The following is a 19,624-nucleotide window of genomic DNA, read 5'->3' as shown; positions in this document are numbered from 1 at the left end:
CATGTGTTAGGCCTGCCGCCAGCGTTCAATCTGAGCCATGATCAAACTCTTCAATTTAAGTTTGATGCTCAAAGAATTAAACTTCGTAATGAATTACGTGTTCACTCTTGAGACTTGGTATTCATTTTTCGTCCGGGGACGTTAAGAATCCATGTCACTTTGAGTGCCCACACAGATTGTCTGATAAATTGTTAAAGAGCAGTTGCGACGCGCTTTAGCGCTCTGTCGCGAGGTGGCGTATATTACGCTTTCCTCTTTCAGAGTCAACCCGTTTTTCAGGATTTTTCTCTTCAACCGAACCGGCTGTTTGTGTGAAGTGATTCACATCCGCCGTGTCAGTGGGAGCGCATTATAGGGAGTTCGCCGGAAGTAGCAAGGGTTAAAATAGAAAAATCTTATCGACCGCTCACTATTTGAACTTTTCGCTTATTCCTCTTCCTACCATTAAAGCCGCCATCCCAGTGTTCATGCGGCCTGCAGCGTAGTTAACGCGAAAATTGGTTTTTGGCAAAAATGTGGTTTTTCTCTCTTACCCAACGCCATTATCGCGCCGATGGTGAATTAAGCGCCACTCTTGACCCACGACAAAGCGCCCGCGCGGCCCCCCTTCCTATAATCAGGCCCGTTTCTTCTTACTGGTAATAATCGATGGCTTATCAACTCAACATTAACTGGCCCGAGTTTTTAGAGAAATACTGGCAAAAGCAGCCGGTGGTTTTAAAAAACGCGTTTCCGGACTTCGTCGACCCGATTACCCCGGACGAGCTGGCCGGATTAGCCATGGAGCCGGAAGTCGACAGCCGGCTGGTCAGTCTGACCAACGGTAAATGGCAGGCCAGCAATGGACCTTTTGAACATTTCGACGGCCTGGGCGAGACCGGCTGGTCGCTGCTGGCCCAGGCGGTAAACCACTGGCATATGCCGGCCGCCGAGCTGGTGCGACCGTTCCGCGTACTGCCGGACTGGCGTCTGGACGACCTGATGATCTCCTTCTCCGTCCCCGGCGGCGGCGTCGGGCCGCATATCGATCAATATGACGTCTTTATTATTCAGGGCATGGGCAGCCGCCGCTGGCGCGTGGGGGATAAGCTGCCGATGCGTCAGTTCTGCCCGCATCCGGCACTGCTGCACGTCGACCCGTTCCCGCCGATCATTGATGAAGATCTGCAGCCGGGCGATATCCTCTATATTCCACCGGGATTCCCGCACGATGGGATCACCCACGAAACCGCGCTGAACTACTCCGTCGGCTTCCGCGGGCCCAACGGCCGCGACCTGATCAGCAGCTTCGCCGACTATGTGCTGGAGAACGATCTTGGCGGCGAGCACTACAGCGATCCGGACCTCACCTGCCGCGAGCATCCTGGCCGGGTTGAAGAGTATGAACTCGAACGTCTACGCGGCATGATGATCGACATGATTCGCCAGCCGGAAGACTTCAAACAGTGGTTCGGCAGTTTCGTCACCACCCCGCGTCACGAGCTGGATATTGCGCCGGCGGAACCGGCATATGAAGAAGAGGAAGTGGTCGATGCGCTGCTGGGCGGCGAAAAGCTCTCCCGCCTGAGCGGCCTGCGCGTTCTGCATATCGGCGACAGCTTCTTCGTGCATAGCGAACAGCTGGACACCACCGATGCCGAAGCGCTGGATGCGCTGTGCCGCTATACCTCATTAGGTCAGGAAGAGCTCGGCAGCGGCCTGCAGAATCCGGCGTTCGTGAGCGAACTGACGCGGCTGATTAATCAGGGCTACTGGTACTTCGAAGAGTAAGAGAGTCGCGATACTGCGGGCAGCCGCCTGGCGCTGCCCGCTGGCTTTCAGCCGTTATTACGCCTGTTTCGGCAACACTACAATAAACCGCGTCGAGCGCAGATCGGACTGCGCAGCCACGCTGCCGTGGTGGGCGCTGACGATGGATTTCACTATCGCCAGGCCGATGCCGCTGCCCTCCCCTTTGCGCTGGCGCGAGGGGTCGACGCGATAGAAACGGTCAAACAGCCGCGGCAGATGTTCGGCGGCAATCGGCGTACCGGGATTCTCCACCACCAGGCGGACCGTCTCCGCGCTTTCGCTCAGCGCGATCGTCACCGCCTGGCCAGCCGGGGTGTAGCGGATCGCGTTCGACAGCAGATTGCTGATCGCCCGCCGCAGCATCAGCGGATCGCCCGTCACCCGGCAGGGGCTGCCGACAAAGCGCAGCGCCACCGCCTTCTCTTCCGCCCACGCCTCGAAAAACTCAAACACCTTATGCACTTCCTCAGCCAGATCCAGTTCCCGCTGTTCGGGGATCAGCTGGTTGTTATCGGCCTGGGCGAGGAACAGCATATCGCTGACCATCCGCGACATACGCGAGAACTCTTCGAGATTGGAGTAGAGCACCTCTTCCAGCTCCTGCTGGCTGCGGCTCTGGCTTAAGGCGATTTCGGTTTGCGTCACCAGGTTGGTGATCGGCGTGCGGATCTCATGGGCGATATCGGCGGAGAAGTTCGACTGACGGGTAAAGACATCCTCCATCCGCTCCAGCATGTGGTTAAAGGAGAGCGCGAGCCGCTCCAGTTCGATAGGCACCGCCTGCGGGTCGAGGCGCACATCGAGATCCCGCGAGGTAATATTCTGGATCTGCCGGCTGATCTGGCGGATCGGTTTATGTCCCTGATAGACCACAAACAGCACGATGGCGACGATCAGCAGGCTGATTATCGACGCGGCGGAAATCAGCTTCGCTTTCAGCTCATTAATATAGTGCAGGTGAAAATCGATGGATAAGGCCATCAGCAGATGGTACGCCGGTTTGCCGTCCGCCTGCTTGCCCAGCGGCAGCATGATCAGCCGCCAGGCGCGGGTCTCCATTTGATGATTATCGTGCGCCATTGCCCGCGGCTGCGGGTCGGTCCATGAAATCACATTCCCGTCGCGCAGCTGCATCGCCAGGCCTGGCGTACTCAGCATATGGCTGAGATCTGGCCCGTTGGGCGACTGGAACAGAATTTTGCCCTGCCCATCGTCCAGGCAGATAAAGACGTTGGCGTAACCCGCAATGATATTCTTCACGATCTCCAGTCGCCGCGCCTGCGGGTAGTCAGCGTGGTCGAGGACCGTCTCCAGGGTGGTGCTGAGCTGCCTGAGATCGTGAACGTCGCGCTCTTCAAAGTGGGCCTTCACCGAATGGATCATAATCCAGGTGAAGGCAAAGAAGGCGATGATGGTGGCGAGGCTAATAAAAAAACTCAGCCGGGTGGCCAGGGAAAAGGGGCGCTTAGCGGCCATCCGGCACCTCAAGCATATAGCCGACGCCGCGCACGGTCTGGATCAGCTTCGGCTCGAAGTCGTTATCGATTTTGGCGCGCAGCCGCTTCACCGCCACGTCTATCGCGTTGGTATCGCTGTCGAAATTCATATCCCACACCTGCGAGGCAATCAGCGAACGCGGCAGCACCTCGCCCTGATGGCGCAGGAAGAACTCCAGCAGAGTGAACTCCTTGCTGGTCAGGGTGATGCGGGTGGCGCCGCGCGTCACCTTACGGCTGACCAGATCGACGCTGAGATCCGCCGCCTGAAACTGGCTTTCGACAATAACCGCCGCTCCGCGGCGCAGCAGCGTCCGCACCCGCGCCAGCAGTTCCGCAAAGGCGAACGGCTTCACCAGATAGTCGTCGGCGCCCAGCTCCAGCCCCTTCACCCGATGCTCAATGGTGCCCAACGCGGTAAGCAGCAGGATCGGCATGCCTTTCCCGGCGGCGCGCAGCATGCGCACGATATCCCAGCCGTTCACGTCCGGCAGCATGATGTCGAGGATCAGCAGATCATAGTCACCGGTCATCGCCAGGTGATAGCCATTAAGGCCGTTATCGGCCAGGTCGACGACGAAGCCAGCCTCGGTGAGCCCTTTGGTCAGGTACTCCCCGGTTTTCTTCTCATCTTCGACAATCAAAATCTTCACCGCAGGCTCCTTCACGCGCGTTCTGTGCGGGTATTCAATTTTAGAGGAGCGCCTCCGGATAGCAATGAAATATCAGGAAAATGACAGCTTTGTCATTTTCCTGTCACGTCCTGAACAGAGGCCGCTACGTAAAGTAGCCGCCATGGATAAATCGTCGAAAACGTCTGCCGCCATGCGCCCAATAACGCGTCTTACCCTCAGCGTGATACTCACCTTAACAGGCTGTGTCTCGCTCGCTCCGGACTACCAGCGCCCCGCCGCGCCGGTACCGCAGCAGTTCTCTCTCAGCCAGAACAAGCTGGTGACCGCAACCGCGGGCTATCAGGAGACCGGCTGGCGCACCTTTTTCGTCGACCCGCAGGTGAAAAGCCTGATTGGCACCGCGCTGACCAACAACCGCGATCTGCGGATGGCGACGCTGAAAGTGCAGGAAGCCCGCGCCCAGTATCGGGTGACCGATGCCGACCGCTACCCGCAATTGAACGGTGACGGCAGCACCACCTACGGTGGCAAGCTTAAAGGCGACACCACCACCAGCAGCGATTACGCTGCCGGCCTGAATCTCAGCTATGACCTCGACTTCTTTGGCCGGCTGAAAAACCTTAGCGAGGCCGACCGGGAGAACTTCTTCGCCAGCGAAGAGGCCCGGCGCGCAGTGCATATCCTGTTGATTGCTAACGTTTCACAAAGCTACTTCAACCAGCGGCTGGCGGCAGCGCAGCTGCAGGTGGCCAACGATACCCTGCAAAACTATCAGCAGTCTTACGCGTTCGTTGAAAAACAGCTGCTGACCGGGAGCACTACCGTGCTGGCGCTGGAGCAGGCGCGGGGGATGATCGAGAGCACCCGCGCCGATATCGCCAGACGGCAGGGCCAGCTGGCGCAGGCTAATAACGCTCTGCAGCTATTGCTCGGCAGCTATCAACCTCTGCCGGACGATAGCGCCAGCAGCGCCGTCGATCTGCAAGGCGTTACCCTGCCGCCGTCGCTCTCCTCAGCGATCCTGCTGCAGCGGCCGGATATTTTAGAGGCCGAACACAGCCTGCGGGCGGCCAACGCCAACATCGGCGCCGCGCGGGCGGCCTTCTTTCCGTCGATCACCCTGACCAGCTCGCTCTCCGGTAGCAGCAGCGAGCTCGCCAGCCTGTTTAACGCCGGCAGCGCGATGTGGAACTTCATCCCCAAAATCGACATACCGATTTTCAACGCCGGGCGCAATCAGGCCAACCTCGATCTGGCGGAGATCCGCCAGCAGCAGCAGGTGGTCAACTACGAGCAAAAAATCCAGTCCGCCTTTAAAGAGGTAGCCGACGCGCTGGCCCTGCGCCAGAGCCTGGCCGATCAAATTGCCGCACAGGAGCGCTATCTCGCGTCGCTGAATATCACCCTGCAGCGCGCCACCGCGCTCTATCGCCACGGCGCGGTCAGCTACATCGAAGTGCTGAGCGCCCAGCGCGATATTTTCACCACCCGACAAACCCTGCTGGAACTCAACTATTCCCGTCAGGCAAATGAAATCACCCTGTTCACCGCCCTCGGCGGCGGCTGGATGGAATAACCCAAGGAGTCCCGATCATGAATTCACTGTCTAAAGTCGCCCTGTTCACTCTGATTTCTGGCGCGGTGTTCGCCGTCCAGGCCGCCGACCCGCACGCCGGCATGGCGATGCACGAACAGCCCGCCGCCGCGCAGACGCAAAGCATCAGCGGCAAAGGGGTCATTAAAGCCATTGATATGGATAGCAAAAAAATCACCATCGCCCACGAAGCCATCCCGGCGGTGAACTGGCCGCCGATGACCATGCGCTTCACCATCACCCCGCAGACCCAGCTCAACAATGTGAAGGACGGCGACAGCGTGGACTTCACCTTCGTTCAGCAGGGCAACCTGTCGCTGCTGCAGGATATTCGCGCCCACTAATGGCCCGGCGACGGCAAGCCTCTCAACGACGGAATGGACAACACATGGCATCCCTGACACTGAAAAACACGGTGCTGATCCTCGGCAGCATGGCGATCGGCGGCGCGCTCACCGCAGCGCTGTATACCCGGACTGCGGCGCCCCACGACGCTGCCGCAGCCGCCCCGGCGGCCGAGCAGCAGCGTAAAGTGCTGTTCTGGTACGATCCGATGTACCCGAACACCCGCTTTGATAAACCGGGTAAATCGCCGTTTATGGATATGGACCTGGTGCCGAAATACGCCGATGAGGAGAGTGCCGCCGCCGGGGCGCCGGGGGTGCGTATCGACCCGACGCAGACCCAGAATCTTGGCGTGAAAACCGCCGCCGTCACCCGCGGGCCGCTGCGCTACGCCCAGGCCTTCCCGGCCAACATCAGCTACAACGAGTACCAGTACGTGATTATGCAGGCGCGGGCGGCGGGCTTTATTAATAAAGTCTATCCCCTGACCGTCGGCGACAAAGTGCAACAAGGTACGCCGCTGCTGGAACTGACCATCCCGGACTGGGTGGAAGCGCAGAGCGAATACCTGCTATTGCAGGAGACCGGCGGCACTGCCACCCAGGTCGAGGGGATCCTCGAGCGGCTGCGTCTCGCCGGAATGCCGGACGACGATATCCGCCGCCTGAAAGCCACGCGCAAGATCCAGACCCGTTTCACCCTCAAGGCGCCCATCGACGGGGTGATCACCGCCTTCGATCTGCGCGCCGGAATGAACATCGCCAAAGATAACGTGGTGGCGAAAATTCAGGGCATGGATCCGGTGTGGGTCAGCGTGGCGGTCCCCGAGTCCATCGCCTGGCTGATCAAAGATGCCTCGCAGTTCGCCATTCAGGTTCCCGCCTGGCCGGACAAAACCTTCCGCATCAGCAAATGGACGATCCTCCCCAGCGTCGATAGCGCCACCCGCACCCTGCAGCTGCGCCTGCAGGTCAACAACCCAGATGAAGCGCTGAAGCCGGGGATGAACGCCTATCTGCAGCTGACCAGTGAAAGCGAACCGATGCTGCTGATCCCCTCCAAAGCGCTGATCGACAGCGGCAGCGAGCAGCGGGTAATCACCGTGGATAACGAGGGCCGCTTCGTGCCGAAGCGGGTCCAGGTCTTCCATGAATCCAATGGCGTCACGGCCATTCGCAGCGGGCTGCAGGAGGGCGAGAAAGTGGTCGCCAGCGGCCTGTTCCTGATCGACTCGGAGGCCAATATCGCCGGCGCGCTGGAGCGCATGCGCGCGCAGGCCCCGGATGCCGTTGCCCCTGCCGCCCACGCGCACTGAGGAAAGGAACCATGATTGAATGGATTATCCGCCGCTCGGTGGCCAACCGCTTCCTGGTGATGATGGGCGCGCTGTTTCTCAGCCTCTGGGGGACCTGGACCATCGTCCATACGCCGGTGGACGCCCTGCCGGATCTCTCCGACGTACAGGTGATTGTCAAAACCAGCTACCCGGGACAGGCGCCGCAGATCGTCGAAAACCAGGTCACCTGGCCGCTAACCACCACCATGCTGTCGGTGCCCGGCGCCAGAACGGTGCGCGGCTTCTCGCAGTTTGGCGACTCTTATGTGTATGTGATTTTTGAAGACGGCACCGATCCTTACTGGGCGCGCTCGCGGGTGCTGGAGTATCTCAACCAGGTACAGGGCAAACTGCCCGCCGGGGTGAGCGCCGAAATGGGCCCGGACGCCACCGGCGTCGGCTGGGTCTTCGAGTACGCGCTGGTCGACCGCAGCGGCAAGCATGATCTCGCCGAACTGCGCTCCCTGCAGGACTGGTTCTTAAAATACGAGCTGAAAACCATTCCTAACGTCTCAGAAGTGGCGTCGGTGGGCGGCGTGGTCAAGGAGTACCAGATTGTCGTCGACCCGATGAAGCTGACCCAGTACGGCATCAGCCTCGGCGAGGTGAAATCGGCGCTGGACGCCTCTAATCAGGAGGCGGGCGGCTCTTCGGTCGAACTGGCGGAAGCCGAATATATGGTGCGCGCCAGCGGCTATCTGCAGACCCTCGACGACTTCAAAAACATTGTGCTGAAAACCGGTGACACCGGCGTGCCGGTGTATCTCGGCGACGTCGCGCGGGTACAGGTCGGCCCGGAGATGCGCCGCGGTATCGCCGAACTGAACGGCGAAGGCGAAGTGGCCGGCGGGGTGGTGATCCTGCGCTCCGGCAAGAACGCCCGGGAAGCGATCTCGGCGGTCAAAGAAAAACTGGCGTCGCTGCAAAGCAGCCTGCCGGAAGGGGTTGAAGTCGTCACCACCTACGACCGCAGCCAGCTTATCGACCGCGCCATCGACAACCTCAGCCACAAACTGCTGGAAGAGTTTATCGTCGTCGCCCTGGTCTGCGCCCTGTTCCTGTGGCACGTACGCTCGGCGCTGGTGGCGATTATCTCCCTGCCGCTCGGCCTGTGCTTCGCCTTTATCATGATGCATTTCCAGGGACTCAACGCCAACATCATGTCGCTGGGCGGGATCGCCATTGCGGTGGGAGCGATGGTCGATGCCGCCATCGTGATGATTGAGAACGCCCACAAGCGGCTGGAGGAGTGGGCGCATCAGCATCCGGGAGAGAAGCTCGGCAACGACAGGCGCTGGAAAATCATTACCGACGCCTCGGTGGAGGTTGGCCCGGCGCTGTTTATCAGCCTGCTGATCATCACCCTGTCGTTTATCCCCATTTTCACCCTCGAAGGCCAGGAGGGCAAACTGTTCGGCCCGCTGGCCTTCACCAAAACCTGGTCGATGGCCGGGGCGGCGCTGCTGGCGATCATGGTGATCCCGATCCTGATGGGCTTCTGGATCCGCGGCAGGATCCCGGCGGAGAGCAGCAACCCGCTGAACCGCTTTTTGATCCGCATTTATCACCCCCTGCTGCTGAAGGTGCTGCACTGGCCGAAGACCACCCTGCTGATCGCGCTCCTGTCGATCCTGACGGTTGTCTGGCCGCTTAACCGGGTCGGCGGCGAGTTTCTGCCGCAGATCAACGAGGGCGATCTGCTGTATATGCCGTCAACGCTGCCGGGGATCTCCGCCTCGCAGGCGGCGGATATGCTGCAGAAGACCGACAAGCTGATCATGACGGTGCCGGAGGTGGCGCGGGTGTTCGGCAAAACGGGTAAGGCAGACACCGCTACCGACTCCGCGCCGCTGGAGATGGTGGAGACCACCATTCAGCTCAAGCCGCAGGATCAGTGGCGGCCGGGGATGACCATGGAGAAGATCGTCGACGAACTGGACAAGACCGTGCGCCTGCCGGGGCTGGCGAACCTGTGGGTGCCGCCGATCCGCAACCGCATCGACATGCTCTCCACCGGCATCAAGAGCCCGATCGGCATTAAGGTTTCCGGCACTAACCTGGCCGATATCGACGCCATCGCCGGGCAAATTGAGGTGGTGGCGCGCAGCGTGCCGGGGGTCACGTCAGCATTAGCCGAGCGGTTGGTGGGCGGGCGATACCTCGACATTGATATCCAGCGTGAGAAGGCGGCCCGCTACGGCATGACCGTCGGCGACGTGCAGCTGTTCGTCTCGTCCGCTATCGGCGGGGCGATGGTCGGCGAAACGGTGGAGGGCGTCGAGCGCTATCCAATCAACATCCGCTACCCGCAGAGCTATCGCGACAGCCCGCAGACCCTGCGACAGCTGCCGATCCTCACCCCGCTGAAGCAGCAGATCGTCCTCGGCGACATCGCCGAGGTGAAGGTGGTCAGCGGGCCATCGATGCTGAAGACCGAGAACGCCCGCCCCACCAGCTGGATCTACATCGACGCCCGCGACCGTGACATGGTGTCAGTGGTGCACGATCTGCAGCAGGCCATCGGCAAAGCGGTGAAGCTGAAGCCGGGCATCAGCGTGTCGTATTCCGGGCAGTTCGAGCTGCTGGAGCGCGCCAATCAGAAGCTGAAGCTGATGGTGCCGATGACGCTGATGATTATCTTTGTGCTGCTGTACCTGGCGTTCCGCCGCGTCGGCGAGGCGCTGCTGATCATCGCCAGCGTGCCGTTCGCCCTTGTGGGCGGGATCTGGTTCCTCTACTGGATGGGATTCCATCTGTCGGTAGCCACCGGCACCGGCTTTATCGCCCTGGCCGGGGTGGCCGCGGAGTTTGGCGTGGTGATGCTGATGTACCTGCGCCACGCCATCGAGGCCGAGCCATCGCTGGAGAACCCGCGTACCTTCAGCGTCGAGAAGCTCGACGAGGCGCTGTATCAGGGGGCGGTGCTGCGCGTGCGGCCGAAGGCGATGACCGTGGCGGTGATTATCGCCGGCCTGTTGCCGATTTTGTGGGGCACCGGCGCCGGGTCGGAGGTGATGAGCCGCATCGCCGCGCCGATGATTGGCGGAATGATCACCGCCCCGCTGCTGTCACTGTTTATTATTCCGGCGGCGTATAAGCTGATGTGGCTGTTCCGGCATCGGGGCAAGCGCGGCCGATAGCCCGCCGCGTTTACGCCGGTCCGGGAAATTGGCTATAGTGGCGCCATTCTTCTGGCCGGCATGAACGTCCCTATGAATCTGAACCTGGTATGTTATTCCCTGCTGCTGCTCACCGCCGTGGGCAGCGCCCTGCTGCCCTACCCGCTGGCGATGTGGTTTTTACTGAGCAGCCTTCTGACATGGCTAATTTATGGCGCCGACAAGCTGGCGGCGCGCAAAGCCTGGCGCCGGGTGCCAGAAACCACGCTGCTGGTGCTGGGCCTGGTGGGAGGCTGGCCGGGGGCCATCCTCGGCCAGCAGTGCTTTCGTCATAAAACGCAAAAGCAGCCCTTCCGGACGTGGTTTTTCATCAGCGTGGCGCTGAACGTGGCGGCGCTGGCCGGGCTGTACGTGGTTTATACCCACCTGCTCAGCCGCTAAGGGGCGAGGCTAGCGCGGCGTCTGGCGGATCCACACCAGGCGATCGACGTCAAAGCCCAGCTCGCGCGCGGTATTCAGGTAATCCTGCTTCACCGCCGCCGGAATGGTGGGGGTGCGCGACAGGATCCAGAGATAGTCGCGGTTGGGGCCGCTAACCAGCGCGTACTGGTAGTCGTCGTCCAGACGGATCACGTTATAGCCGCCGTAGAATGGCCCGAAGAACGACACCTTCAGCGCCGCGGTGGTGGGGGCGCCGGTGAAATAGGCTTTCCCGTCGCTCTCATTCCAGCGTTTTTTAACCGGGTCATAACCGCGATTGACGACGCTGATCCCCCCGTCGCTGCGGGCGCCGTAGGTGGCGGTCACCTGCTCCAGGCCTCGCTCGAAGCGATTCTCCAGGCGAGCGACCTCATACCATTTTCCGAGATAACGACTGGCGTCAAACCCGCTAATCGGCTGTACGCCCTTCGGCGGGGTGGGCGATTTGCAGGCCACGAGGGTCAACGCGATAGCGACGCCAGTGACAACAGGCCATAGCTTCATGAGAACTCCTTTCATTTACGCGGTTGGGGGAAAGTGTAGTGCAAAGCCGCTACACTTCACGCCAGCCGACGTGATTCGTAGTATATTGAGAATATTCTTTGTTAATAGGTGGCCTCCATGCCTTACTCCATCGGCGAATTTGCCCGACTTTGCGGGATAAATGCGACCACGCTTCGCGCCTGGCAGCGCCGCTACGGCCTGCTTAAGCCGCTGCGCACCGATGGTGGACACCGTCTGTACAGCGATGACGACGTCCAGCAGGCGCTGAAGATCCTCGACTGGGTGAAAAAAGGGGTGCCGGTTAGCCAGGTGAAGCCCCTGCTGTCGCGCCCCGGCGCGCGGCGCACCAACAACTGGCTGACGCTGCAGGAGACCATGCTGCAGCGGCTGAAAGAGGGAAAAATCGAGTCCCTGCGCCAGCTTATCTACGATGCCGGGCGCGAATATCCGCGTCAGGAGCTGGTGACCGAGGTGCTGCGTCCGCTGCGCAGCCAGGTCTCCGCCAACGTACCGGCCATCATGACCCTGCGCGAAATCCTCGACGGCATCATCATCGCCTACACCTCGTTTTGCCTCGAAGGCGATAAGAAGGCGCCCGGGGATAACTTTCTGATCACCGGCTGGCACCTGACCGACGCCTGCGAAATCTGGCTTGAGGCGCTCAAGCGTACCGGCCAGGGTCATCGCATCGACGTCCTGCCGGTGCCTCCTGCCGCCCTGGCGCCGGAGATTTTTCCCCAGCGCAACTGGCTGCTGGTCACCAGCGGCAAACTCTCCGCCGCTCGTCAGAGGCAGATCGAACTCTGGCAGCAGCAGGTCGTCTCCCTCGAGGTGATCCCGCTCTAACCCCCTGTTTTCACTTACCTCCACGCTCTGTTCCGCCAGCGCCCGGTGGCGCGGCGGGCGCACGCTTGCCCTTTGCGCCACGCGTGATTTTCACCCTTTAAAACACCAATAATAAACATATGATTTTTAACACAAATAAAATATATTTTTCCACAAACTTGGACAAATAATTTTATTTGTGTAAGTTTTAAGTATGCCATTACGCCACCGTGTTTAGCCAGGATGTGATCCATGAGCACCTCGCCGTCCGTGATTCGTCGTTTCGTTGAGTACTACGCCGGGCTGGATGCACAGCCGCCCTCGGCGCTGGCCGCGCTGTACCATCCGGACGCGACGCTGAGCGATCCTTTTGGTCAGCACCAGGGGCTGTTCGCCATCCAGCGCTACTTTACCCATCTGCTGGCCAACGTGGAGCAGTGCCGGTTCACCATCGACACGCCGCTCTGCGACGGTCAGCGGTTCGCCGTGACCTGGACCATGCACTGGTCGCATCCGCGCATTGCCGGCGGAGAAACGCTGGCCCTGCCGGGCTGCTCGGTGGTGGACATCGCCGGGGAGCAGATTCTCCATCAACGCGACTTCTACGACGCCGGGGAGATGATCTACGAGCATCTTCCCCTGCTGGGCTGGGCGGTACGCGGCGTGAAACGGAGGGTGCGCTCATGATGACGGTGCTTATCACCGGCGCCAGCTCCGGGATTGGCGCCGGCCTGGCGAAGTCCTTCGCGGCGGATGGCCACCTGGTCATCGCCTGCGGGCGCGATGCGTCGCGCCTGACGGCGCTGCAGCAGTTCAGCCCCAATATCAGCGCGCGCCTGTTCGATATGACAGACAAGGACGCCTGTCGCCAGGCGCTGACGGGCTGTTTTGCCGACCTGATCATTCTCTGCGCCGGCACCTGCGAATACCTCGACCACGGACAGGTGGATGCCGCCCTCGTGGAGCGGGTGATGGCCACCAACTTCCTTGGGCCGGTGAACTGCCTGGCGGCGCTGCAGACGCAGCTGGAGGCTGGCGATCGGGTGGTGCTGGTCAGCTCCATGGCGCACTGGCTGCCCTTCCCGCGCGCGGAAGCCTATGGCGCCTCCAAGGCGGCGCTGACCTGGTTTGCCAACAGCCTGCGTCTTGACTGGGAGCCGAAAGGGGTCGCCGTCACGGTGGTCTCTCCAGGCTTCGTCGACACCCCGCTGACGCGCAAAAACGACTTTGCCATGCCCGGCCGGGTGAGCGTGGATCGGGCGGTGGCGGCGATCCGCCACGGCCTGGCGAAGGGAAAAAACCACATCGCCTTCCCCACCGGTTTCAGCCTGGCCCTGCGGCTGCTGGCCAGCCTGCCGTCAGGTATGCAGCGCCTGCTGTTGCGCAGGATGGTGCGCTCATGAACATCGCCATCATCGGCAGCGGCATCGCCGGGCTGACCTGCGCCTGGCGGCTGGCCGGACACCATCAGGTGACGCTGTTCGAAGCGGGCGCCACGCCGGGCGGCCACACCGCCACCGTGGATGTCGCCACGCCGCAGGGCACCTGGGCCATCGATACCGGATTTATCGTCTACAACGATCGCACCTATCCGCGCTTTATGGGCCTGCTCAGCGAGCTGGGGATCGACGGGCAAAAAACGCAGATGAGCTTCTCGGTCCACAACCCAGCCAGCGGCCTGGAGTACAACGGCCACAGCCTGACCTCGCTCTTCGCCCAGCGACGCAATCTGCTGAAGCCGGCCTTCTGGGGGCTGCTGAGCGAGATCGTCCGCTTCAACCGGCTGGCAAAACTGGCGCTGACCGAGGCGCTGGATCCGGGCGCGACGCTGGAGAACTTCCTCTCCCGCCACCGTTTTAGCCCCTTCTTCGCCCGCCACTATATACTGCCGATGGGGGCGGCCATCTGGTCGTCGTCGCTGCAGGAGATGCGCCGCTTCCCGCTACCGCTGTTTTTGCGCTTCTTTGAACACCACGGCCTGCTGGATATTCGCGATCGTCCGCAATGGTACGTGGTGCCCGGCGGTTCCCGGGAATACGTCCGCGCCCTGCTCGCCAGGCTCGGCGATCGCCTGGACCTGCGGCTCAACGCGCCGGTGCAGCAGGTGGAGCGCCACCCGGCGGGAGTTATCCTGCGGCTGGCGTCCGGGGAGGCGCATTTTGACCAGGTGATCTTCGCCTGCCACTCCGCGCAGGCGCTGGCGATGCTGGCGGCGCCCACCGACGCCGAGCGTGAGGTGCTGGGGGATATCGGCTGGCAGCGCAACGAGGTGGTGCTGCACAGCGATCCGCGCTGGCTGCCGGAGCGCCAGCGCGCCTGGGCCAGCTGGAACTATCGCCTGAGCGACGGGGATTTGGCCCGGGCCTGCGTCACCTACAACATGAATATTCTCCAGGGGCTGCCTGCGGGCGCCCCCCTGTTCTGCGTCACTCTGAACCCGGACGCGCCAGTGGACGATCGCTATGTCTGGCAGCGCTTCGTCTATGAGCATCCGCTGTTTAACCCGCAAAGCTGGTCGGCCCAGCTGCGGCGCGAAGAGATTAACGGCCAGCAGCGGAGCTGGTACTGCGGGGCCTACTGGTACAACGGCTTTCATGAGGACGGGGTGCGCAGTGCGCTCGACGTGGTGCAGGGCATCGCCGCGGCGGAGGACAACTGAAATGAACAGCTGCCTCTATCAGGGCGTCCTGCGCCACCGTCGCCTGCAGCCGAAGGCGCACCACTTCGTCTACCGCCTGTTTATGGCCTGGCTTGACCTCGACGAACTGGACAGGCTGCCTGAGGCGGGCATCCGCCGCAACCGCCTGGCCGCCGCCGCCTGGTACGACGCCGATTATCCGCTGGGCGCGCCGCTGAAGGCTCAGGTGCTGAACCGGCTGGAGAGCCTGACCGGCTGCCGCCCGGCGGGCCGCGTGATGCTCCTGACCCAGCTGCGCTACTTCGGCTTCCATTTTAATCCGGTCAACTTTTACTACTGCTATGACGAGGCCGACACCCTGCGCTGGGTGCTGGCCGAAGTGCGCAACACGCCGTGGAATGAGCGTCATTACTACGCGGTGGACGGCCAGCAGGCGCGCCCGCTGGAGAAAGCCTTTCACGTTTCGCCGTTTAACCCGATGGACATGGTCTATCACTGGCGCTTCAACGCGCCGGGCAAAACGCTGCACATGCACATTGAAAACCATCAGGCCAGCAAGGTGTTCGACGCCACGCTGGCCCTGAGCCGCGTGCCGTTAACCCGCGCCAACCTGCGCGGGCTGCTGCTGCGTCTGCCGATGATGACCCTGAAAACCGTCCTCGCCATCTACTGGCAGGCGCTGCGGCTGTGGCTGAAGCGCGTGCCGCTGTACAACCATCCTGTCAGCAGGAGTGAACGCTCATGACCGATCCCGTCTTTGCGCTTGAACCCGATGTGCCGCGCAACGTGCGGCTCGCGCGCTGGCTGCTCTTTCGTCTGTTGAGCGGCCTCCGCGAAGGCTCGCTCACCGTGCGCGAAGGGGCGCAGACTTTTCATTTTGGCGACCCCGCCGCCGCGCTGCGCGCTGAGGCGCGGGTCTGCACGCCGGAGGTGTACTGGCGTCTGCTGACCGGCGGCAGTCTCGCGGCGGCCGAGGCCTGGATGGACGGCGACTGGGAGAGCCACCAGCTGACGGCGCTGTTGCAGATCCTCGCGCGCAACGGCGAGGTGCTGGGGCGTCTGGAGCGCGGCTTTCGTCTGCTGGGTAAGCCTGTCGCCCGCCTGCGCCACTGGACTCGACGCAACACCCGCGCCCAGGCGCGGGAGAACATTGCCGCCCATTACGACCTCGGCAACGAATTTTATGCCCACTTTCTGGATGACGACCTGCTCTACTCCAGCGCGCTGTTTACCGACGACGAGCAGGATCTGACCCAGGCCCAGCGGGCCAAGATGGCGCGTCTGTGCGACCAGCTGGCGCTCAACCCCGGCGATCATCTGCTGGAGATTGGCACCGGCTGGGGGGCGCTGGCCGAGTACGCCGCCCGCCATTACGGTTGCCGGGTCACGACTACCACCCTTTCCCGGGAGCAGCACCGCTGGGCTACCGAGCGCATGGCCCGCGCCGGGCTGCAGGATCGCGTCGAGGTGCTGCTCTGCGACTACCGCGATCTGCGCGGCGAGTACGACAAACTGGTGTCGGTGGAGATGATTGAGGCGGTGGGCCAGCGCTACCTCCCGGCCTTCTTCCGCACCTGCCAGGCGCGCCTGCGCCCGGGCGGTAAAATGGCCCTGCAGGCGATCACCATTCAGGATCAGCGCTATCGCGACTACAGCAAAAGCGTCGATTTTATCCAGCGCTACATCTTCCCGGGCGGCTTTTTGCCCAGCATCACGGCAATGAGCGAGCTGATGACCCGCCATACCGATTTTGTGGTGCGCAACCTGTTCGACATGGGCCCGGACTATGCCCGCACCCTGGCGCACTGGCGGCAGCGTTTTACCCACGCCTGGCAGGATATTGAAAAGCTCGGCTTTGATGAGCGCTTCCGCCGGATGTGGCTCTACTACTTTGGCTATTGCGAAGCCGGATTTAACGCCCGCACCATCAGCGTGGTGCAGCTCACCGCGGAGCGGGTATGACACGCCCGGCGCAGCACTTGCTGATGGCCCTCGCGTTCGATGTTTACTGGACGCTGGTGGTGATGTTGCGCGAGCGCGGCCTGCTGATCTGGCTGACGCTGGCCATCTTCGCCTGGCTGCGGTTGCCGGCGGCCAGTCGTCCGCCCGCCCTGCTGCTGGCCGCGGCGGGCTGCGGGCTTGACGCCTGCTGGGCGCTGGCGGGGCTGATTGATTTTCCCGGCGACAGCCTGCTGCCCCTGTGGATGGTGGCCCTGTGGCTGATGTTCGCCGTCGTCTGGACCCGACTGACCCGCGCCGCGACGCTTCCCGGCTGGGTGCTGGCTACGGCGGCGACCCTCGGCGGCCCGGTGGCCTACCTGATCGGCGCTCGCCTCGGAGCCATGACCCTGCTGGTGCCGACGGCGCTTGCTGTGGCCGCCATGGCCTGCGGCTGGCTGGTGATCATGCTGCTGTTCCATCTGGGGATGGGGAGGCAAAAATGAGATTCGCCCTGTTACTACTATGGCTGACCGCCCTCGCCCCGGCCGCCCACGCCGCCGACTGGCTGGCGTGGCGCCGCGTCGGCGAGGCGACCCTCACCTGGGGGCCGTTCACCGTCTATCACTCACAGCTGCGCACGCCCAATGGTCGGTATGACGGCCCGCAGCAGGATCGGGCGCTGATCATCACCTACCAGCGCGACATCGATCGCGAGGCGCTGGTGGACGCCACCCGCGACCAGTGGCAGGCGCAGGGTATTCTGCAGCAGGAGCCGCGCAGCGAAGCCTGGCTGCGCATGCTGCAGGGGCTCTGGCCCAACGTCGCGCCGGGCAGCCAGCTGGCGTTCGTGGTCCGCGGCGGCGAGGGGCAGTTCTGGTACCGCGCCAGCGCCGCACAGACCGCCTTTACCCCGCTCGGCCCGCGCCAGTCGGCGGCGTTCAGCACCCGCTTTCTCGCCATCTGGCTCGATCCACGCACCACTTATCCCGAACTGCGTCAGCAGTTGATCGGAGGTACACCATGAAACGCATTCTGACCCTTGGCCTGGCGCTGCTGATGCTGATGCTCGCCGGCTGCAGTACCGAGGTCACCGAATACCGGCAGCAGCAGCCCGCCCTCGACATCTTTCACTATTTTCAGGGCCGAACCGAGGCGTGGGGGATGGTGCAGGATCGCAACGGCAAGCAGCTGCGCCGCTTCCATGTTGAGATCGATGGCGACGTCGTCGGCGACACCCTGACGCTCCATGAGCGCTTTGTCTATGACGATGGCGAGAAGCAGCAGCGGGTATGGCGCATTCGCCGCACCGGCGATAACCGTTATCAGGGCACCGCCGGGGATATCGAAGGCGTGGCCAGCGGCCAGGCGGCAGGCAATGCCTTTCACTGGCGCTACAGCATGAACGTCGAGGCCAGCGGCAGCAGGTGGCTACTGCAGTTTGACGACTGGATGTACCTGCAGGACGGCAGCCATTTGTTTAACAAAACCGAGATGAAGAAATTCGGCATTACGGTCGCCACCGTGACCCTTTTCTTTACCCGAACCACAGCAGAAGAGAGGACAGCGCCATGAACACGCAACCTGTCATTGGGATCAGCGGATGTTTAACCGGCTCAGCCGTGCGATTCGACGGCGGGCATAAGCGTATGGGCTTTGTGATGGATGAGCTCGCGCAGTGGGTGGCGTTTAAGCCCGTCTGCCCGGAGATGGCGATCGGCCTGCCCGTACCCCGCCCGGCGCTCCGCCTGGTGCAGACTCCGGTCGGGGAGATCCGCATGCGCTTCAGCCACGCCCCGCACGAGGATGTGACGGAGAAGATGGCCGATTTTGCCAACGCCCATCTGGCAACTCTGGGCGAGCTGTCGGGCTTTATCGTCTGCGCCAAATCGCCGAGCTGCGGGATGGAGCGCGTGCGGCTGTATGACGAAAAAGGCAATCGCGGGCGTAAGGAAGGCGTGGGGCTGTTTACCGGCGCCCTGATGGCGCGCTACCCGTGGCTGCCGGTGGAAGAGGATGGCCGGCTGCACGATCCGCTGCTGCGGGAGAATTTTGTCGAGCGCGTTTTCGCCCTGCATGAACTCAACGCCCTGCGCGCCCGCGGCCTGACCCGCCACGGCCTGCTGGCCTTTCACAGCCGCTACAAGCTGCAGCTGCTGGCTCACCACCAGGCGGGCTACCGCGAGATCGGCCCGTTCGTCGCCTCGCTGCATGAATGGGAGGATCTGGAGGCTTTCTTCGAGGTCTACCGTGAGAAGCTGATGGCGATCCTCAAGCGGCCCGCCTCGCGGAAAAACCACACCAACGTGCTGATGCATATTCAGGGTTATTTCCGCGACCAGCTGAACAGCCGCCAGCGCGGCGAGCTGCGGGAGGTGATCCTCAACTATCACGCCGGGCTGCTGCCGATCCTCGCCCCGCTGACGCTGCTTAAGCACTATCTGGCCGAGTATCCGGATCGCTACCTGCAGGCGCAGAACTATTTTGACCCCTATCCGCAGGATCTGGCCCTGCGCCTGACGGTGAACTGAGGGGGGATGGGCCAGCTGCCCGGCGGCGCTGCGCTTGCGCGGGCCTGGGGGGGATCCCGCAGGCCTCCTCAGTCGTAGCCCGGCTAAGCGTAGCGCCAGCCGGGAACGCTCCTTCAACAACGCTATCGCATCAGAACCACGCCTCAAACATCCCGCCGACGTTCAGCGAATCCAGCTGCTGATCCTGGGTGCCGTTGACCTTCGCGGTATGCTCATTGTCCACCTGGCCGCCGGTCACGTAGAAGCGCAGCATCGGACGGAACTCCGGCCCCATGCCGATGGCGATGTTCTGCGACAGCGTCAGCTTCCAGCCGTGGTTATTCCCGCCCTGGTCGTAGTCCACGCGCTGGTAGCCCGCTTCCAGCCAGGTGGAGTGCACGTCGTTCCAGAAG

At 62.3% G+C, this 19,624-nt stretch carries 20 protein-coding genes; 16 read left to right on the top strand and 4 right to left on the bottom strand.

Features of this window, described 5'->3' with window-relative positions; translation table 11 throughout:
* Nucleotides 1–648: 648 nt before the first annotated feature.
* The gene (locus tag GT756_RS25595; protein WP_004206713.1) at nt 649–1,770 is read left to right on the top strand and encodes a cupin domain-containing protein; all 1,122 of its coding nucleotides are present in this window, start codon (nt 649–651) and stop codon (nt 1,768–1,770) included.
* 57 nt (nt 1,771–1,827) lie between these two features.
* Here GT756_RS25595 and GT756_RS25590 read toward each other — a convergent pair whose 3' ends face one another.
* Together GT756_RS25590 and cusR are read right to left on the bottom strand one after the other, a co-directional pair.
* Complete coding sequence (locus tag GT756_RS25590; RefSeq protein WP_160125127.1) at nt 1,828–3,267, bottom strand: Cu(+)/Ag(+) sensor histidine kinase; 1,440 nt, start codon at nt 3,265–3,267, stop codon at nt 1,828–1,830.
* Nucleotides 3,257–3,940 (bottom strand): copper response regulator transcription factor CusR, encoded by a 684-nt coding sequence (gene cusR / locus GT756_RS25585; RefSeq protein ID WP_004206716.1) that lies wholly within the window; start codon nt 3,938–3,940, stop codon nt 3,257–3,259. The genes GT756_RS25590 and cusR overlap by 11 nt, the downstream gene beginning before the upstream one ends.
* 172 nt (nt 3,941–4,112) lie before the next feature.
* On the opposite strand from cusR, the gene GT756_RS25580 reads away from it, so the two are divergent.
* The 5 genes from GT756_RS25580 (at nt 4,113) to GT756_RS25560 (ending at nt 10,757) form a co-directional block, all read left to right on the top strand.
* Nucleotides 4,113–5,498 (top strand): efflux transporter outer membrane subunit, encoded by a 1,386-nt coding sequence (locus GT756_RS25580; RefSeq protein ID WP_160125128.1) that lies wholly within the window; start codon nt 4,113–4,115, stop codon nt 5,496–5,498.
* Nucleotides 5,499–5,515: 17 nt separating this feature from the next.
* On the top strand, nt 5,516–5,860 hold the full coding sequence (cusF, locus tag GT756_RS25575; protein ID WP_017900885.1) for a cation efflux system protein CusF: 345 nt from the start codon (nt 5,516–5,518) through the stop codon (nt 5,858–5,860).
* Nucleotides 5,861–5,904: 44 nt separating this feature from the next.
* Nucleotides 5,905–7,176, top strand: a complete 1,272-nt coding sequence (locus GT756_RS25570; RefSeq protein ID WP_160125126.1) for an efflux RND transporter periplasmic adaptor subunit — start codon at nt 5,905–5,907, stop codon at nt 7,174–7,176.
* Nucleotides 7,177–7,187: 11 nt separating this feature from the next.
* Nucleotides 7,188–10,337, top strand: a complete 3,150-nt coding sequence (locus tag GT756_RS25565) for a CusA/CzcA family heavy metal efflux RND transporter (RefSeq protein ID WP_160125125.1) — start codon at nt 7,188–7,190, stop codon at nt 10,335–10,337.
* 72 nt (nt 10,338–10,409) lie between these two features.
* Complete coding sequence (locus GT756_RS25560) at nt 10,410–10,757, top strand: DUF1294 domain-containing protein (RefSeq protein WP_017900888.1); 348 nt, start codon at nt 10,410–10,412, stop codon at nt 10,755–10,757.
* A gap of 9 nt (nt 10,758–10,766) precedes the next feature.
* On the opposite strand, the gene GT756_RS25555 is transcribed toward GT756_RS25560, so the two are convergent.
* Nucleotides 10,767–11,300: a lipocalin family protein gene (locus GT756_RS25555; RefSeq protein ID WP_002887259.1), complete on the bottom strand. Its 534-nt coding sequence runs from the start codon at nt 11,298–11,300 to the stop codon at nt 10,767–10,769.
* A gap of 117 nt (nt 11,301–11,417) precedes the next feature.
* On the opposite strand from GT756_RS25555, the gene GT756_RS25550 reads away from it, so the two are divergent.
* The 10 genes from GT756_RS25550 to GT756_RS25505 all read left to right on the top strand — a co-directional run bounded on the left by GT756_RS25550 (nt 11,418) and on the right by GT756_RS25505 (nt 19,232).
* Nucleotides 11,418–12,146 (top strand): MerR family transcriptional regulator, encoded by a 729-nt coding sequence (locus GT756_RS25550; RefSeq protein ID WP_004206722.1) that lies wholly within the window; start codon nt 11,418–11,420, stop codon nt 12,144–12,146.
* A 231-nt stretch (nt 12,147–12,377) separates the two neighbouring features.
* Entirely contained in the window at nt 12,378–12,812 is a 435-nt protein-coding gene (locus tag GT756_RS25545; RefSeq protein WP_032456946.1) for a nuclear transport factor 2 family protein, read from the top strand.
* On the top strand, nt 12,809–13,528 hold the full coding sequence (locus tag GT756_RS25540; protein WP_048294100.1) for an SDR family NAD(P)-dependent oxidoreductase: 720 nt from the start codon (nt 12,809–12,811) through the stop codon (nt 13,526–13,528). The genes GT756_RS25545 and GT756_RS25540 overlap by 4 nt, the downstream gene beginning before the upstream one ends.
* Nucleotides 13,525–14,784: an NAD(P)/FAD-dependent oxidoreductase gene (locus tag GT756_RS25535; protein ID WP_160125124.1), complete on the top strand. Its 1,260-nt coding sequence runs from the start codon at nt 13,525–13,527 to the stop codon at nt 14,782–14,784. Before GT756_RS25540 ends, GT756_RS25535 begins: the two co-directional genes overlap by 4 nt.
* Before the next feature lies 1 nt (nt 14,785).
* A complete protein-coding gene (locus GT756_RS25530) occupies nt 14,786–15,508 on the top strand; it encodes a DUF1365 domain-containing protein (RefSeq protein ID WP_004178444.1) in 723 nt (240 codons plus the stop codon).
* Nucleotides 15,505–16,725: a cyclopropane-fatty-acyl-phospholipid synthase family protein gene (locus GT756_RS25525; RefSeq protein WP_004888756.1), complete on the top strand. Its 1,221-nt coding sequence runs from the start codon at nt 15,505–15,507 to the stop codon at nt 16,723–16,725. Before GT756_RS25530 ends, GT756_RS25525 begins: the two co-directional genes overlap by 4 nt.
* Nucleotides 16,722–17,207 (top strand): DUF2878 domain-containing protein, encoded by a 486-nt coding sequence (locus tag GT756_RS25520; protein WP_023317475.1) that lies wholly within the window; start codon nt 16,722–16,724, stop codon nt 17,205–17,207. The genes GT756_RS25525 and GT756_RS25520 overlap by 4 nt, the downstream gene beginning before the upstream one ends.
* Complete coding sequence (locus GT756_RS25515) at nt 17,204–17,728, top strand: hypothetical protein (protein ID WP_049003925.1); 525 nt, start codon at nt 17,204–17,206, stop codon at nt 17,726–17,728. Before GT756_RS25520 ends, GT756_RS25515 begins: the two co-directional genes overlap by 4 nt.
* Entirely contained in the window at nt 17,725–18,276 is a 552-nt protein-coding gene (locus GT756_RS25510; RefSeq protein ID WP_049003924.1) for a DUF3833 domain-containing protein, read from the top strand. Before GT756_RS25515 ends, GT756_RS25510 begins: the two co-directional genes overlap by 4 nt.
* Nucleotides 18,273–19,232: a DUF523 and DUF1722 domain-containing protein gene (locus tag GT756_RS25505; protein ID WP_160125123.1), complete on the top strand. Its 960-nt coding sequence runs from the start codon at nt 18,273–18,275 to the stop codon at nt 19,230–19,232. Before GT756_RS25510 ends, GT756_RS25505 begins: the two co-directional genes overlap by 4 nt.
* A 130-nt stretch (nt 19,233–19,362) precedes the next feature.
* Here GT756_RS25505 and GT756_RS25500 read toward each other — a convergent pair.
* Nucleotides 19,363–19,624: carbohydrate porin (locus GT756_RS25500; protein WP_174562456.1), on the bottom strand; the 262-nt coding region annotated here is incomplete at its 5' end.

This window comes from Klebsiella sp. Q2 (genome assembly GCF_009900705.1).
GTDB classification, from domain to species: Bacteria; Pseudomonadota; Gammaproteobacteria; order Enterobacterales; family Enterobacteriaceae; genus Klebsiella; species Klebsiella quasipneumoniae.
The sequence above is the reverse complement of the archived record's forward strand: the minus strand, read 5'-3'. Positions and strand labels throughout refer to the sequence as shown.

Coding starts and splice junctions, on each gene's coding strand:
- GT756_RS25565 (WP_160125125.1), top strand. CDS start 7,188: ATGATTGAATGGATTATCCGCCGCTCGGTGGCCAACCGCTTCCTGGTG.
- GT756_RS25580 (WP_160125128.1), top strand. CDS start 4,113: ATGCGCCCAATAACGCGTCTTACCCTCAGCGTGATACTCACCTTAACA.
- GT756_RS25525 (WP_004888756.1), top strand. CDS start 15,505: ATGACCGATCCCGTCTTTGCGCTTGAACCCGATGTGCCGCGCAACGTG.
- GT756_RS25540 (WP_048294100.1), top strand. CDS start 12,809: ATGATGACGGTGCTTATCACCGGCGCCAGCTCCGGGATTGGCGCCGGC.
- GT756_RS25505 (WP_160125123.1), top strand. CDS start 18,273: ATGAACACGCAACCTGTCATTGGGATCAGCGGATGTTTAACCGGCTCA.
- GT756_RS25570 (WP_160125126.1), top strand. CDS start 5,905: ATGGCATCCCTGACACTGAAAAACACGGTGCTGATCCTCGGCAGCATG.
- GT756_RS25550 (WP_004206722.1), top strand. CDS start 11,418: ATGCCTTACTCCATCGGCGAATTTGCCCGACTTTGCGGGATAAATGCG.
- GT756_RS25535 (WP_160125124.1), top strand. CDS start 13,525: ATGAACATCGCCATCATCGGCAGCGGCATCGCCGGGCTGACCTGCGCC.
- GT756_RS25545 (WP_032456946.1), top strand. CDS start 12,378: ATGAGCACCTCGCCGTCCGTGATTCGTCGTTTCGTTGAGTACTACGCC.
- GT756_RS25590 (WP_160125127.1), bottom strand. CDS start 3,267: ATGGCCGCTAAGCGCCCCTTTTCCCTGGCCACCCGGCTGAGTTTTTTT.
- GT756_RS25515 (WP_049003925.1), top strand. CDS start 17,204: ATGAGATTCGCCCTGTTACTACTATGGCTGACCGCCCTCGCCCCGGCC.
- GT756_RS25595 (WP_004206713.1), top strand. CDS start 649: ATGGCTTATCAACTCAACATTAACTGGCCCGAGTTTTTAGAGAAATAC.
- GT756_RS25530 (WP_004178444.1), top strand. CDS start 14,786: ATGAACAGCTGCCTCTATCAGGGCGTCCTGCGCCACCGTCGCCTGCAG.
- GT756_RS25560 (WP_017900888.1), top strand. CDS start 10,410: ATGAATCTGAACCTGGTATGTTATTCCCTGCTGCTGCTCACCGCCGTG.
- cusF (WP_017900885.1), top strand. CDS start 5,516: ATGAATTCACTGTCTAAAGTCGCCCTGTTCACTCTGATTTCTGGCGCG.
- GT756_RS25510 (WP_049003924.1), top strand. CDS start 17,725: ATGAAACGCATTCTGACCCTTGGCCTGGCGCTGCTGATGCTGATGCTC.
- GT756_RS25555 (WP_002887259.1), bottom strand. CDS start 11,300: ATGAAGCTATGGCCTGTTGTCACTGGCGTCGCTATCGCGTTGACCCTC.
- GT756_RS25520 (WP_023317475.1), top strand. CDS start 16,722: ATGACACGCCCGGCGCAGCACTTGCTGATGGCCCTCGCGTTCGATGTT.